The 13,551-nt window shown below is 71.2% G+C and carries 12 protein-coding genes; 8 read left to right on the top strand and 4 right to left on the bottom strand.

Annotated features, from left to right (window positions below):
• Positions 1 to 89: 89 nt before the first annotated feature.
• Together ACTWQF_RS28610 and ACTWQF_RS28605 are read left to right on the top strand one after the other, a co-directional pair.
• Positions 90 to 818 (top strand): response regulator transcription factor, encoded by a 729-nt coding sequence (locus ACTWQF_RS28610; RefSeq protein ID WP_443282592.1) that lies wholly within the window; start codon positions 90 to 92, stop codon positions 816 to 818.
• A gap of 30 nt (positions 819 to 848) precedes the next feature.
• Positions 849 to 2,276, top strand: coding sequence for a sensor histidine kinase (locus ACTWQF_RS28605; protein WP_443282591.1), 1,428 nt, complete (start codon positions 849 to 851; stop codon positions 2,274 to 2,276).
• Here ACTWQF_RS28605 and ACTWQF_RS28600 read toward each other — a convergent pair.
• Both ACTWQF_RS28600 and ACTWQF_RS28595 read right to left on the bottom strand, forming a co-directional pair.
• Entirely contained in the window at positions 2,242 to 5,313 is a 3,072-nt protein-coding gene (locus ACTWQF_RS28600; protein ID WP_443282590.1) for an alpha-mannosidase, read from the bottom strand. The two genes, ACTWQF_RS28605 and ACTWQF_RS28600, sit on opposite strands and share 35 nt — an antisense overlap.
• Before the next feature lie 85 nt (positions 5,314 to 5,398).
• Positions 5,399 to 6,433, bottom strand: coding sequence for a TAXI family TRAP transporter solute-binding subunit (locus ACTWQF_RS28595; RefSeq protein WP_443282589.1), 1,035 nt, complete (start codon positions 6,431 to 6,433; stop codon positions 5,399 to 5,401).
• A 306-nt stretch (positions 6,434 to 6,739) separates the two neighbouring features.
• Here ACTWQF_RS28595 and ACTWQF_RS28590 point away from each other — a divergent pair, with 306 nt between their 5' ends.
• The 3 genes from ACTWQF_RS28590 to ACTWQF_RS28580 all read left to right on the top strand — a co-directional run bounded on the left by ACTWQF_RS28590 (position 6,740) and on the right by ACTWQF_RS28580 (position 9,669).
• Positions 6,740 to 7,225 carry an ATP-binding protein gene (locus ACTWQF_RS28590; RefSeq protein WP_443282588.1) on the top strand — a complete coding sequence of 162 codons (486 nt, stop codon included), beginning with the start codon at positions 6,740 to 6,742 and terminating at the stop codon, positions 7,223 to 7,225.
• Positions 7,226 to 7,306: 81 nt separating this feature from the next.
• A complete protein-coding gene (gene miaB, locus ACTWQF_RS28585) occupies positions 7,307 to 8,827 on the top strand; it encodes a tRNA (N6-isopentenyl adenosine(37)-C2)-methylthiotransferase MiaB (RefSeq protein ID WP_443282587.1) in 1,521 nt (506 codons plus the stop codon).
• Positions 8,828 to 8,961: 134 nt separating this feature from the next.
• The gene (locus ACTWQF_RS28580) at positions 8,962 to 9,669 is read left to right on the top strand and encodes a class III extradiol dioxygenase subunit B-like domain-containing protein (RefSeq protein ID WP_443282586.1); all 708 of its coding nucleotides are present in this window, start codon (positions 8,962 to 8,964) and stop codon (positions 9,667 to 9,669) included.
• 201 nt (positions 9,670 to 9,870) lie between these two features.
• Here the strand turns inward: ACTWQF_RS28580 and ACTWQF_RS28575 are convergent, their stop codons facing one another.
• Positions 9,871 to 10,152 (bottom strand): antitoxin, encoded by a 282-nt coding sequence (locus ACTWQF_RS28575; RefSeq protein ID WP_443282585.1) that lies wholly within the window; start codon positions 10,150 to 10,152, stop codon positions 9,871 to 9,873.
• Positions 10,153 to 10,196: 44 nt separating this feature from the next.
• Positions 10,197 to 10,589 carry a hypothetical protein gene (locus ACTWQF_RS28570; protein WP_443282584.1) on the bottom strand — a complete coding sequence of 131 codons (393 nt, stop codon included), beginning with the start codon at positions 10,587 to 10,589 and terminating at the stop codon, positions 10,197 to 10,199.
• A 182-nt stretch (positions 10,590 to 10,771) separates the two neighbouring features.
• On the opposite strand from ACTWQF_RS28570, the gene miaA reads away from it, so the two are divergent.
• The 3 genes from miaA (at position 10,772) to dapF (ending at position 13,344) form a co-directional block, all read left to right on the top strand.
• Positions 10,772 to 11,740 carry a tRNA (adenosine(37)-N6)-dimethylallyltransferase MiaA gene (gene miaA / locus ACTWQF_RS28565; RefSeq protein WP_443282583.1) on the top strand — a complete coding sequence of 323 codons (969 nt, stop codon included), beginning with the start codon at positions 10,772 to 10,774 and terminating at the stop codon, positions 11,738 to 11,740.
• Positions 11,741 to 11,847: 107 nt separating this feature from the next.
• Positions 11,848 to 12,390, top strand: a complete 543-nt coding sequence (locus ACTWQF_RS28560) for a hypothetical protein (RefSeq protein WP_443282620.1) — start codon at positions 11,848 to 11,850, stop codon at positions 12,388 to 12,390.
• Positions 12,391 to 12,462: 72 nt separating this feature from the next.
• Complete coding sequence (gene dapF, locus ACTWQF_RS28555; protein ID WP_443282582.1) at positions 12,463 to 13,344, top strand: diaminopimelate epimerase; 882 nt, start codon at positions 12,463 to 12,465, stop codon at positions 13,342 to 13,344.
• Positions 13,345 to 13,551 lie beyond the last annotated feature (207 nt).

The following is a 13,551-nucleotide window of genomic DNA, read 5'->3' as shown; positions in this document are numbered from 1 at the left end:
CTTGACTCACCTGCGTCGATCGGCGTGGATGCACTGTTGGACCGTTTTCGGGAGCGGTGGAGAACAGTGGGAGAACAGGAGAGTGTCGGGTGAGACTGCTGCTCGTCGAGGACGACGACCGCGTCGCCGCGGCGCTCTCCGCCGTGCTGGCACGGCACGGCTTCGAGGTCACCCATGTACGCAGCGGCGCCGAGGCACTCGACGAGCTGCTGGTCGGCGGCCAGGAGGGGCCCGGCTTCGCCGTCGTCCTGCTCGATCTGGGCCTGCCCGACCAGGACGGCTTCGAGGTGTGCGGCCGTATCCGGCGTACCAGCTCCACCCCTGTGATCATGGTGACCGCGCGCGCCGACGTACGGTCCCGGATACATGGCCTCAACCTCGGCGCCGACGACTATGTCGTCAAGCCCTACGACATGGGTGAGCTGCTCGCCCGCATCCACGCCGTCGGTCGCCGTACGGCCGGCGAGGACGCTCCCGCGGTCGGCGAGCGGGGGACCACAGCGCAGGGCTCGGAGGGGACCGGCACACTGCGGCTGGGCGCGGTGACCATCGAGCTGCCCACCCGGCAGGTCAGCGTGGACGGCGCTGCGGTGCCGCTGACCCGTAAGGAGTTCGACCTGCTGGCGCTGCTGGCCCAGCGTCCCGGCGTCGTCTTCCGGCGCGAGCAGATCATCAGCGAGGTCTGGCGTACCAGCTGGGAGGGGACCGGGCGCACGCTGGAGGTGCACGTCGCCTCGCTCCGCTCCAAGCTGCAGCGGCCCGCACTCATCGAGACGGTGCGCGGGGTGGGCTACCGCATGGCCGCCCAGGGCGACTGACCGGCCAGGGCCGACAGGAACGACGACGACGTGCGCAGCCGCCTCCTCCCGCTTCTGATCATCCTGCTGGCCGGGATCCTGCTCGCGCTGGGCTTCCCACTGGCGTTGAGCCAGGCACAGGCCGAGCAGCAGCAGGTGGTGGTCGACAGGATCGACGACACCGCGCGCTTCGCCTCGCTCGCCCAGTTCGTCACCTCCACCAGCCAGCCGGACGAGCGCCGGGCCACCCTCCAGCACGAACTGAACCGCTACCACGACCTCTACGGCATCCGTGCGGGCGTCTTCTACCGCGACGGCCGAACCATGGCCGCCGCTCCCGACGACTGGCGAGTACCCGGAGACGGCCAGGAGGCCGGGCAGAAGGGCCGGCCGGACGGCGCACGGGCCTTCGCCGAGGCACTGGCCGGACGCCGCAGCCACGACCCGCCCCAGGTGTGGCCCTGGCAGGGCGGCGGCCGGATCGCTGTGGCCTCCCCCGTCATCCGGGACGGTGACGTGGCCGCCGTGGTGCTGACGGACTCGCCCACCGGGCCGATGCGGTCGCGGATCCTGCGCGGCTGGCTGGCCATCGCCGTCGGCGAGGCCGCAGCGATGCTGCTGGCTCTCGGGGCCGCGCTGCGCCTGACCGGATGGGTGCTCAAGCCCGTACGGACGCTGGACCGGGCAGCCCACGAGATCGCCACCGGCAAGCTCACCTCCCGCGTCGTCGACTCGGTGGGCCCTCCGGAGCTGCGCAGACTGGCGCACTCCTTCAACGAGATGGCGGGCAACGTGGAGAGCGTGCTGGAGCAGCAGCGCGCCTTTGTCGCCGACGCCTCCCATCAGCTGCGCAACCCGCTCTCCGCGCTGCTGCTGCGCATCGAACTGCTCGCACTGGAGCTGCCCGACGGCAACGAGGAGATGGCCTCGGTACGTGCGGAGGGCAAGCGGCTGGCGCGGGTGCTGGACGACCTCCTCGACCTGGCGCTGGCCGAACACTCCGACACCGCGCACGTCCAGCTGACCGACGTCGCCGAGATCGCCGCCGAACGCGTCGCCGCCTGGCGGCCCAGCGCCGAGCAGAAGGGCGTCGGGCTGACGGCGGCCGGACAGTCGGCCGCGACCGGGTGGGCCGACCCGGTGGCGCTCTCCAGCGCCCTGGACGCCGTTGTCGACAACGCCGTGAAGTTCACCCCGGAAGGCGGCAACGTCACCGTCACGGTGCGCGCGGAGGGCGACAGCGTGACGGTCGAGACGGCGGACGGCGGCCCCGGGCTGACCGACGACGAACTGGAGCGGGTGGGCGACCGCTTCTGGCGCAGCGGCCGCCACCAGAACGTCTCCGGCTCGGGGCTCGGCCTGTCCATCACCCGCGCCCTGCTCGCCGGGGGCGGCGCGAAGCTGTCCTTCGCGCACAACGAGCCGCAGGGACTGCGGGTGCTGATCACCGTTCCCCGGAACGCCCCAGCCGAAGGGTGAGGATCTGGAACGGCCGAAGCGTCACCCGGACACCGGTTTCCTCCACGGTGTGGTGCGCCTGCGGGTCGGCCAGCGGTCGCTCCAGCAGATCCGTCTCGGCCACTGATGTGACGGGGAAACCGGGTGCCAGCAGTGCGCTCGCCCGGCCGCCCAGCGACTCGTAGAGGCGTACGACGACATCGCCGCTGCGGTCATCCGCCAGTTTCACCGTCTCGGCGACGATCTGGTCGCCCTGCTCGCCTTCCAGGGCGACCAGTGGTGTGACGGGGCTGCCGTCGCCCAGGACGGTCCGCTCGGGCAGGTTGATCCAGTGGCCCTCGCGCACCGCGTCCTGGAGGGTCGCGCCCGGCGCCAGTCCGTAGCGCATCCGGTGCCGCCCCTGGTCCGTCTCCGGGTCCGGATAGCGGGGAGCGCGCAGCAGCGAGAGCCGGACCGTGGTCGTCTGGCCACCGTCCTCGCGGATGTCCCGCGTGACGTCGTGCCCATACGTCGAGTCGTTGACCAGCGCGGCGCCCCAGCCCGGCTCCTCCACCTGCAGCCACCGGTGCGCACAGATCTCGAACTTGGCAGCCTCCCAGGAGGTGTTGGTGTGGGTGGGCCGGAAGACGTGCCCGAACTGTGTCTCGGCGGCGGACCTGTCGGCCTTCACATCCAGCGGGAACGCCGCCTTGAGCAGCTTCTCGCTCTCGTGCCAGTCGACCTCGGCCTCCATGAGTAGCACAGCGCTGCCCGCCTGCAGGGTCACCGTCTGCACCACGGTCGACCGTCCGAACGACCGGGTCGCCCGGACAGTGGCACTGTTCCCGTCGGCCTCGGCGACGGTCAGCTCATCTGCGTGCGTCAGATCGGTGACCGTGTGCCGGTAGAAGGCATCGACATCCCAGGCGTCCCAGTGGTTGGGCAGATCGGGATGCAACTGGAGGAGGTTGGCCGCCTGCCCCGGTGCCACCGCTTCACGCCCGGCGCGCTGGTCGTAGGCGGAGACGACCAGACCCCGGCCGTCCACCTCCACGCGCAACAGCCCGTTGTCCAGCGTCCAGCCGCCGCTTGCCCGTTCGGCCACCGTGACGGCCCCTTCGCGCTGCTCAGCCCCGTACTGCCGGCGCTCGTCGGCCGGTCGGGCGCCGCCTGCCTGGATGCCACAGCGAGAGTGCGGCGAGCCGTTGAAGACGAGCTCCCGCTCGCCACGCCCGGCGAGGGCCTGCTGCGCCCCGTCGACGATCTCCGTCAGCTCCTGGGCGACCCGTTCGTACGTCTCGCGGGCCTCCCGGTGCACCCAGGCGATGGAGGAGCCCGGCAGGATGTCGTGGAACTGGTGCAGCAGCACCGTCTTCCACAGCCCCTCGAGCCGCTCGTACGGATATGTGTAGCCGCTGCTGCGCACAGCCGCGGTCGCCGCCCACAGCTCGGCCTCGTGCAGCAGCGACTCCGAGCGCCGGTTGCCCTGCTTGGTCTTGGCCTGCGAGGTGTACGTCCCCCGGTGCAGCTCCAGATACAGCTCGCCCTGCCACACAGGTGCGTTCGGATACTCCTGCCGCGCCTTCTCGAAGAACGCCGCGGGCTTCTCCACCGTCACCCGCGGGGCGCCGTCCAGATCCCGCAGGCGGGCCGCGCGGGCCAGCATCTCGCGGGTCGCGCCGCCCCCGCCGTCGCCGTGGCCGAACGGGACGAGGGAGCGCGAGGCGGCGCCCTTCTCACGGAAGTTGCGTGCCGCGTGTGCCAGCTCCCTGCCGCTGAGCGTCGAGTTGTAGGTGTCGACCGGCGGGAAGTGCGTGAAGACCCTCGTCCCGTCGATGCCCTCCCACCAGAAGGTGTGGTGCGGGAAGGGGTTGGAGCTGCTCCAGGAGATCTTCTGGGTCAGGAACCAACTGGAGCCCGACAGCTTCACCAGCTGCGGCATGGCTGCCGTGTAGCCGAAGGAGTCGGGCAGCCACACCTCCTGCGTCTCGATTCCGAACTCCTCCAGGAAGAACTTCTTGCCGTAACCGAGCTGCCGCGCCATGGCTTCGCCGCCCACCATGTTGGTGTCCGACTCCACCCACATGCCGCCCACAGGTACGAACCGGCCCTCGGCGACCTTCTCCTTGACCCTGGCGTACACCTCGGGCCGGTGCTCCTTGATCCAGGCGAACTGCTGGGCCTGCGACATGGCGAAGACGAAGTCGGGATGGTCGTCCATCAGCGCCACCATGTTGGAGGCCGTACGCGCCACCTTCCGCACCGTCTCGCGCAGCGGCCACAGCCACGCCGAGTCGATGTGCGCGTGCCCCACGGCGCTGACCCGGTGCGCGGAGGCCCGCGCGGGAGCCGTCAGCACGGCGGTGAGCCGCTCCCGGGCGCGGTCGGCGCTGTCGGGTACGTCGGCCAGGTCCAGGGCGTCCAGCGCCCGTTCCAGGGCGCGCAGGAGTTCCCAGCGGCGGGCGTCCTCCAGCGGCAGCTCGTGCATCAGCGAGCCCGCCACCTCCAGATCCAGCGCCAGCTCCCACACTTGCGGCTCGAAGAGCGCCAGATCCATCCGCGCCAGCCGGTACAGGGGCGTGCTGTCGGCGGTGAGCACGTCGCCCTGGTAGGTCGGCGTCTGCGGCGTGTTGACGACCGGGTTGGAGGCCGCCTCGACGTACAACTCGATCTCCTCCCCGCCGACGGCCGCATCCGCCAGCCGCACCCAGGAGTTGCGCGGGTGCAGTCCTTTGACCGCCTCGCCGTCCGCGCGGTAGACCAGCCCCTCGCACTGGAAGCCCGGCATGTTCCGCTCGAAGCCCAGGTCCAGCACGGCCTCCACGGTTCGGCCCGCCCACTCGTGCGGCACCTGCCCTCTCACCCGGAACCAGGTGGTGCCCCAGGCCGGCCCCCAGGCTTCGCCCACCGCGGCCGGTCCATAGGGCGCCGAGATGCCCTCCGCGACCGGTACAGGCTCTCCGGGCGCCTCCCAGCGCTCGACGGTCAGCGGCAGCGCGGAGGTGTGGACAGCGGGTCGTACGCGCTCGTCCAGCACGCGGCGCAGCCGGTCCTCGACAGTACGGCGGTCGTCATGCATCGATCGGCTCCTTGGTGGGGTCGGGGCCTGGCGTCGGCAGCGACGTTCCGGTCAGGGCGATGTTGCTGTCAGGACGATGTTCCCGTCAGGGCTTGGACGAGCGGTAGTAGCGGCGGGCTCCTTCGTGCAGCGGCACGGGATCGGTGTAGATGGCGGTGCGCAGATCCACCTTCTGTGCGGCGTGCACCTCACGCCCGATCTGGTCCCGGCTCTTGATGACGGAGCGGGTGATGCTCTCCGTCAGCGCCGCGTCCGTACGGTCCGTGGTGACCAGCAGGTTGGCGATGGCCACGGTCTTGACGGACCGGCCGCGCTGCACGGTGGGGTAGGCGTCGGGTGCCATCACGGCCGCGCGGTAGTAGCGCATTTCCGGGCGCTGTTCGTGCAGCCGGGGCAGCAGATCGCCGAGCTGCACCAGACGGATGTCCGTCCGTTCCGCCAGGCGCTCGATCGCACCGGTCGGCAGTCCGCCAGACCAGAAGAACGCGTCCAGCTTCCCCTCGGACAGCAGCTTGGGCATCGTGTCGATGCCCTTGCGGACCGGACGCACATCGTGGTCCATGTCCAGCCCGGCGGCCTTCAGCAGCCTCTTGGTCACCAGAGCGACCCCGGAGCTCCTCTCACCCACTCCGACACGGAGCCCTTTGAGGTCCTTGGCGCTGTCGACCGGCGAGTCCCTGGGCACCACCAGGTGCATGTAGTCGTCGTAGAGCCGCGCGCACGCCCGGATGTGCGAGGCGCCCTTTCCGCCCTTCTCCCGGTAGGCGGCGAGCGCATCGGAGGCAGTGATGGTGAAGTCCGCCTGCCCGGAGACGATCCGGGACACGTTCTGCACGGAACCCTGGCTGCGCTGGAGCGTCAGGTCGACCTGCGGCAGGTCCCGGGCCAGCCGCTGCTTGAACAGGGTGCCGTAACGCTCGTACACACCGGTGCGCACACCGGTGGCGAAGGTGATCTTTCCGCTCGGCGAAGGGGAGGGGGACGGCCGTACCCACCACACCAGCAACCCGCACACCACGAGCACCGCAGCCGCAGCCCACAGAACGCGTCGCCGACCGGTGCTGAGTCCGCCCGGGCGGCGCATCGGACGGGACACCGTTCGCGGACGCAGGCTGGCCATGAAGGGGATACTGCCAGCACCGCGGTCCCGAGGGGAGTGGCAGGAGTCACCCGGAGCCGTCACCAGGAGCACCCGCCCGGTGCGAACGCGCCGATTCGCGAACTGCAAATTTCACACTGTCGCTTGCTGAGTGGAACTGCATGGGGCCATAGTGACGGTCAGACCACGCGCGTCACGGCCCTTCCGCGGGGCCGGGACCAGCTCGACGGAAGGCGCCTCCACGTGTACGCCGCCCCCGCTCGCAGGGATCCCGCAGCAGCCGCCACGACAGCGTCTCCGGCGTCCGAAGGTGCCTCGCACCCGGCAGTGCCGTCCGGACACGCGGAAGACCCCACCTGGCAGCTGCGCTTTCCGGCGCGGGAGCAGTACATCGCGCGGGCGCGCGTCGCCTTCACCTCATGGCTGAAGGAGCGGCAGGATCCGGAGATACCGGAGATATCCGCCGAGACGGTGGACGACGCCGTGCTCCTGCTCTCGGAGCTGGCCACCAACGCCGTCGTGCACACCCGCTGTCTGCCCGACGCGGAGCTGGTCTGCCGCGCCACCCTGGCCGCCCGGGAAACCCCCGCTGCCGCACTGCTGCGCATCGAGGTGCACGACCACGCGGAAGGCGACGACAGGCCGCAGTTGAAGGACAGCGAGGCCGCCGACGAGAGCGGCCGGGGGCTGTGCATCGTGGCGGCGCTCGCCGCCGACTGGGGAGTACGGCCCTCCACCGTCACCGACGGCAACGCGGTCTGGGCGACGCTGCGGCTCCCCCGCGAACTCCCAGGCGAACTCCCCGCGCAGTGACGTGCATCACAGTGCTCCGGTAACGGTTCCGGGCACCCGCCCGGGGGCCGGGACACCCGCGCGAACGCCTACCCTTGTCGCATGAGCAGTAGCGACCGGGGTCAGACAGTGGACGTCAAGGGGACGTACGAGGTGCGCACCTTCGGGTGTCAGATGAACGTCCATGACTCCGAGCGGATGGCGGGCCTGTTGGAGGACGCCGGCTACGTCCGTGCGCCCCAGGGTGCCGACGCCGCTGACGTCGTCGTCTTCAACACCTGTGCCGTACGCGAGAACGCCGACAACCGGCTCTACGGCAACCTCGGCCAACTCGCCCCCAAGAAGGCCGCACGCCCCGGCATGCAGATCGCGGTCGGCGGCTGTCTGGCCCAGAAGGACCGGGACACCATCGTCAAGAAGGCGCCCTGGGTCGACGTCGTCTTCGGCACCCACAACGTCGGCAAGCTGCCCGTGCTGCTGGAGCGCGCCCGCCTCCAGAACGAGGCGCAGGTCGAGATCGCCGAGTCGCTGGAAGCGTTCCCCTCGACCCTGCCGACCCGCCGCGAGAGTGCCTATGCGGCATGGGTCTCGGTCTCCGTGGGCTGCAACAACACCTGTACCTTCTGCATCGTCCCGCAGCTGCGCGGCAAGGAGAAGGACCGCCGCCCCGGAGACATCCTCGCCGAGATCGAGGCGCTGGTCGACGAAGGCGTCAGCGAGATCACCCTGCTCGGCCAGAACGTGAACGCCTACGGCTCCGACATCGGCGACCGGGAGGCATTCAGCAAGCTGCTGCGCGCCTGTGGCCGCATCGAGGGGCTGGAGCGCGTCCGCTTCACCTCACCGCACCCCCGCGACTTCACCGACGACGTGATCGCCGCCATGGCCGAGACGCCGAACGTGATGCCGCAGCTGCACATGCCGCTCCAGTCCGGCTCCTCGCGCATCCTCAAGGCGATGCGCCGCTCCTACCGGCAGGAGCGCTTCCTCGGCATCATCGAGAAGGTCCGCGCCGCCATTCCCGAGGCCGCGCTCTCGACGGACATCATCGTCGGCTTCCCCGGCGAGACCGAGGAGGACTTCGCCGAGACGCTGCACGTGGTGCGCGAGGCCCGGTTCGCCCAGGCGTTCACCTTCCAGTACAGCAAGCGCCCCGGTACGCCGGCGGCCGAGATGCCCGGCCAGATCCCCAAGGAGGTCGTCCAGGAGCGCTACGAGCGCCTGGTGGCCCTCCAGGAGGAGATCTCCTGGGAGGAGAACAAGAAGCAGGTCGGCCGCACGCTGGAGCTGATGGTCGCCGAGGGCGAGGGCCGCAAGGACGATGCCACCCAGCGGCTGTCCGGCCGCGCCCCCGACAACCGTCTGGTGCACTTCACCCGGCCCGAGGAGCCGGTGCGCCCCGGCGACGTCGTGACTGTCGACATCACCTATGCCGCGCCGCACCATCTGCTCGCCGAGGGCCCCGCCAAGGACGTACGCCGCACCCGCGCCGGCGACGCCTGGGAGCGGCGCACCATGGCACCCGAGGAGCCGCAGCAGGGCAAGGGCGTCATGCTCGGCCTGCCCACCGTCGGTGCCCCGGACCCGCTGCCCGCCGCCACCGGCGGCTGCGGCCTGGGCTGACGCCCGGCGCGACCGGCAGGGCGTAGGCCGTCGGACGCGCCCGTGTCATCTGTTTCAGCCGATCTCGCACGCGCGGGTGAGTCACGGCGCGGGCAGGGTGGGAAGTGCTGCGCAGGGCACTTAAGCTGCGCGCCATGCTTGTCGCCGCAGCCGTATGTCCCTGCCCCCCGCTGCTCGTACCCGAGGTCGCCGGCGGTGCCGCTCCCGAGATGGACGCCGCGCGCGCCGCCTGTTACGACGCCCTCGGCGTCCTGGCGGCGGCCCGCCCCGACCAGCTGTACGTGCTCGGCCCCGCCGAACCGTCCGGCCGCGGACCGCACCCGCAGGGCGCGCGCGGATCGTTCGCCGGATTCGGCGTTCCCCTCGAAGTGAGCCTCGGCAAGGGGGAGCCTGCCCGGCGTGAGCTGCCCCCGTCGCTGGCTGTCGGCGCGTGGCTGCTGGAGCGCACCGACTGGACCTGCTGCCCGGTCGAGGGGTTGGGCATCGGAGAACCGCTCGCGCGGGCCCGCTGCGAGGAGACGGGCCGTGAGCTGGCGGCGCATGCTGACCGGGTCGCGCTGCTGGTGATGGGTGACGGCAGCAACTGCCGCACGCTCAAGGCACCCGGCTACTTCGACGAGCGGGCCGTCGCCTTCGATGCGGAGGCAGCGCGTGCGCTGGGCGACGCCGACAGCCCGGCGCTGCTTGCCCTGGACGAGGAGCTGGCGTACGAACTGAAGGCCGCCGGGCGCTCTTCCTGGCAGACGCTCGCTGGCGCCGCCCAGGGCGCCGATCTGGCCGGACGGCTGCTGTACGACGAGGCGCCCTACGGCGTCGGCTACATGGTCGCGAGCTGGTCGTAACGGAGCGTGCGCCTGAGAGTACGTACCTCGGACGGGTACTCACAGACGTACACACGCACTCTCAGGCGTACCCGCACGACAGCGGGGGTGTTCGGTGCGCATCGGCACCGAACACCCCCGCTGAGCGTCGGCAATCTCTGTCAATGAAACGCGTTCCCGAAACGCGTTCTCGTGCGCCTAAGAGCCCAAGAATTCAGGAGCTCAGGAGCCGGACGGGCCGCTTCCGCTGCCGGTCGGGCCGGAGCCGCTGCCGCCCCCACTGGGGCCGGAGCCGGTCGGACCACTGCCCGAGCCGCCTTCGCCGCGGCCTTCGTCGGCCATTCGCCGGGTCGCGTCCTTGGCCTTCCGGGCACCGGTATTGATCTTGTCGCTGTACTTGCCCTTGGTCTTGGAATCCGCAAGCTTCGCGGCCTTGTCCACGCCCTGCTGAACCTTGTCGCCGTGCTGGCCGAGCAAGCCCTTGACCTTGTCCATGAAGCCCATCACGGTCCCCTTTCTCCCATGCCGCGCGGGCCTGGCCGCGCGGCCTACTTGCGGGCGTTGTCGCCTGTCTCGCTGTCGGCGGCCTGTTCGGCGGACGGCTGCTTGGGGATGCCGACGCCCGCCTCGCCGGTGCCGGTACCAGCCCCCGCCGCATCAGCCGCATCCGCCGCCTTGGCGACGTCGTCCGTGTCGACCGTATCGTTCTCGCCTGCCGGGGCTTCGGCCTCGGCCGACGACGGGCTCTCCCTGGAGTCACCGTCCGGGCTCTGCGCTCCGTCCGGTCCCGGCGCTCCGGCATCCGGCTCCACCTGTGCGGATCCGTCGCCACGCTCGGCGGCGCGCTCCTCCGGTCCGGTTTCCTCCGCGGGAGTGGCCTCGCGGCTGCCCTGTGTTGACTTGCTGGACGAACGACGGAGAAGCTTCGCAAAAACGCCCATATCTACTCCAGATCTTACTCGTGTGGGCGAAATCCCGCGCCTTGCGGAGCGTCCCTTTGCGCCGCCCCGGGGCACCGGTGCGGAAACCGGCTGTCGGAACCTCGCAACGGGCAACGACCCCGAGAGCGTCCCGTCACGTCGCTCGTTCGAGGAGCCTCAGGCGGGTTTGCGAGACTTGAGCCGTGAATGCCGACGCCGCCCCCTCGCCCGCCTCGTCAGACGCCACGCCCTCCCCGCCGGTCATCGCCGTCGTGGGCCCCACAGCGGCCGGCAAATCCGATCTGGGGGTCTTCCTAGCTCGCGAGCTGGGTGGTGAGGTCATCAACGCCGACTCGATGCAGCTCTACCGCGGTATGGACATCGGCACCGCCAAGCTGACCGTCGAGGAGCGGCAGGGCGTGCCGCACCACCTCCTCGACATCTGGGATGTCACCGCCGCCGCCAGCGTCGCGGAGTACCAGCGGCTGGCCCGTGCCGAGATCGACCGGTTGCGTGCCCAAGGGCGCGTGCCCGTGCTGGTCGGGGGCTCCGGACTGTACGTGCGCGGGGCACTGGATGCCATGGAGTTCCCCGGCACCGACCCTCAGGTGCGTGCCCGGCTGGAGACGGAACTGGCCGAGCACGGCCCCGGCGTCCTGCACGCGCGACTGGCGGCGGCCGATCCGGAGGCCGCCCGCGCCATCCTGCCCAGCAACGGACGCCGCATCGTGCGGGCCCTGGAGGTCATCGAGATCACCGGGCGGCCCTTCACGGCCAATCTGCCGGGCCATGAGGCCGTGTACGACACCGTGCAGATCGGCGTGGACGTGGCCAGGCCCGAACTGGACGAACGGATCGCCCGCCGGGTCGACCGGATGTGGGGGGCCGGGCTGGTGGACGAGGTGCGCGAGTTGGAGCGGCAGGGGCTGCGGGAGGGGCGTACGGCCTCGCGCGCCCTCGGCTACCAGCAGGTGCTCGCGGCGCTGGCGGGGGAGTGCACCCTCGAGGAGGCGCGTGCGGAGACGGTCCGCGCTACCAAGCGCTTCGCGCGCCGTCAGGATTCCTGGTTTCGCCGCGATCCACGGGTGAACTGGCTCAGTGGAGCGGCGGCGGACAGGGGGGAACTGCCGGGTGCCGCGCTGGCGTTGCTCACAAGGGCGGTTACAGCCTGATCACGTGATGGCATCGGGAAGCCCTGAGCGACCGTCCCGTTACCCCCGGCGTGCCATCATCGACCATCGTTGGGTGCCGTGAAGCGGAGTTGGGAGGGCGCGTGGCAATGGAGGCCAGCCCTCGGGACAACTCCTCACCTGCGGATGCCGAGCCGCTTTCGGACCGGGAGCCGGTGTCGGACCGCGAGCCCTTGTCGGACCGCGAGCCGCCACGCGGCCATGAGCCGCTGCCGGGGCCTGAGCCCTCATCGGACCGTGAGCCGCCGGAGGATTCCTCCGCCGAGGAGCCCGGGCCGGAGCCGGGTCCGCCGGTGGAGCCGCACGAGCTGCGCCCGCAGCGCAAGCTTCGCCTCTGGCAGCTGGCCCCCATCGTGATACTCGGCGCCCTCGGGTCGCTGATGTTCGCCTTCCCGCTCGCCTTCGAGCCCGGTGGCAGCTCCGGCGCGGTGGTCTCGATGCTCGGGCTCCTGCTGTGCGGCTGTGCGGCGGGCTGGGGCGTGATGGCGGCCCGCCGGGTGGGGCACACCTGGCCGGGGCTCCCGGCACGCGGCTCCGGCGGACGTCCCGACTGGCGTGTGGTCCTGATCTACGCCGTCGTGGTCGGCACCGCCGTCGTCCTGGCCGTCTGGCGGGTCGCCCGGCTGCGCTGACCGGCGTGCTGCCCCATCGTCGGGGCTTGCCCGCAGCCGGGGTGCGCCGGGATCTCCCGTACGATCGGCAGCGTGACCAGCGCAGCAGGCGTGCCGTTCCTCAAGGGCCACGGCACAGAGAACGACTTCGTGATCATTCCGGACCCGGACGGGCTGCTCGACCTGTCGCCGACGGCAGTGGCCCGGCTGTGCGACCGGAGGGCGGGCATCGGCGGGGACGGTGTGCTCCGCGTCGTCCGGTCGGCGGCGCACCCCGAGGCGAAGCACATGGCCGCCGAGGCGGAGTGGTTCATGGATTACCGCAACGGCGACGGCTCCGTCGCGGAGATGTGCGGCAACGGCACCCGGGTCTTCGCCCGCTATCTGGAGCGTGCGGGGCTGGCCGGGCCCGGCGACCTCGCCATCGCGACCCGGGCGGGCGTGCGCCGGATCCACATCGCCAAGAACGGTGGTGACATCACCACCGCCATGGGCAGGGCCCAGCTGACGGGGCCGGACGAGACCGGGGACGGGATCACCGTCAGCGTCGCAGGGCACACCTGGCCGGTGCGCAAGGTCGGTATGGGCAATCCGCACGCCGTGGCGTTCGTCTCGGACCTGGCGGACGCGGGCCGGCTGCTGGAGGCTCCCGAGGTGCGGCCTGCCACCGCGTTCCCGGACGGCGTCAATGTCGAGTTCGTCGTCTCACGGGGGACCAGGCACGTGGCACTGCGGGTACATGAGCGGGGCGCGGGGGAGACCCGGTCCTGCGGCACCGGCGCCTGCGCCGTGATGGTCGCGGCAGCGCGCAGGGACGGCGTGGATCCGCGCAGGGACGGCACCGCGGTGACCTACACCGTGGACGTGCCCGGAGGCCGGCTGGAGATCACCGAGCGGGCCGACGGCGAGATCGAGATGTCCGGCCCGGCCGAGATCGTCGCGGAAGGCAGCATCGACCCCGCCCTGCTGTCATGAGCGATCCGGCGTTGCTCCTGTGACCGATCGGCCGACCCAGCACCGCTCTCGTGACCGATCCCCATGCTGCTTCCGTGAGCGGCCGGTGACCCGGCGTCGCACGATGGGGTGATCCGCCTCACGCTGGACAGGAGCCGGTCGGTGGCACGTGATGGGGTCGGTACCATCGCACCCCCGGCCCGGGGTGCGCGAAAGCGGGAGGTGCCC

It is taken from the genome of Streptomyces sp. 8N114 (genome assembly GCF_052245835.1).
Classification (GTDB): Bacteria; Actinomycetota; Actinomycetes; order Streptomycetales; family Streptomycetaceae; genus Streptomyces.
Note: the sequence above shows the minus strand (reverse complement) of the source record. Positions and strands in the feature narration are given on the sequence as shown.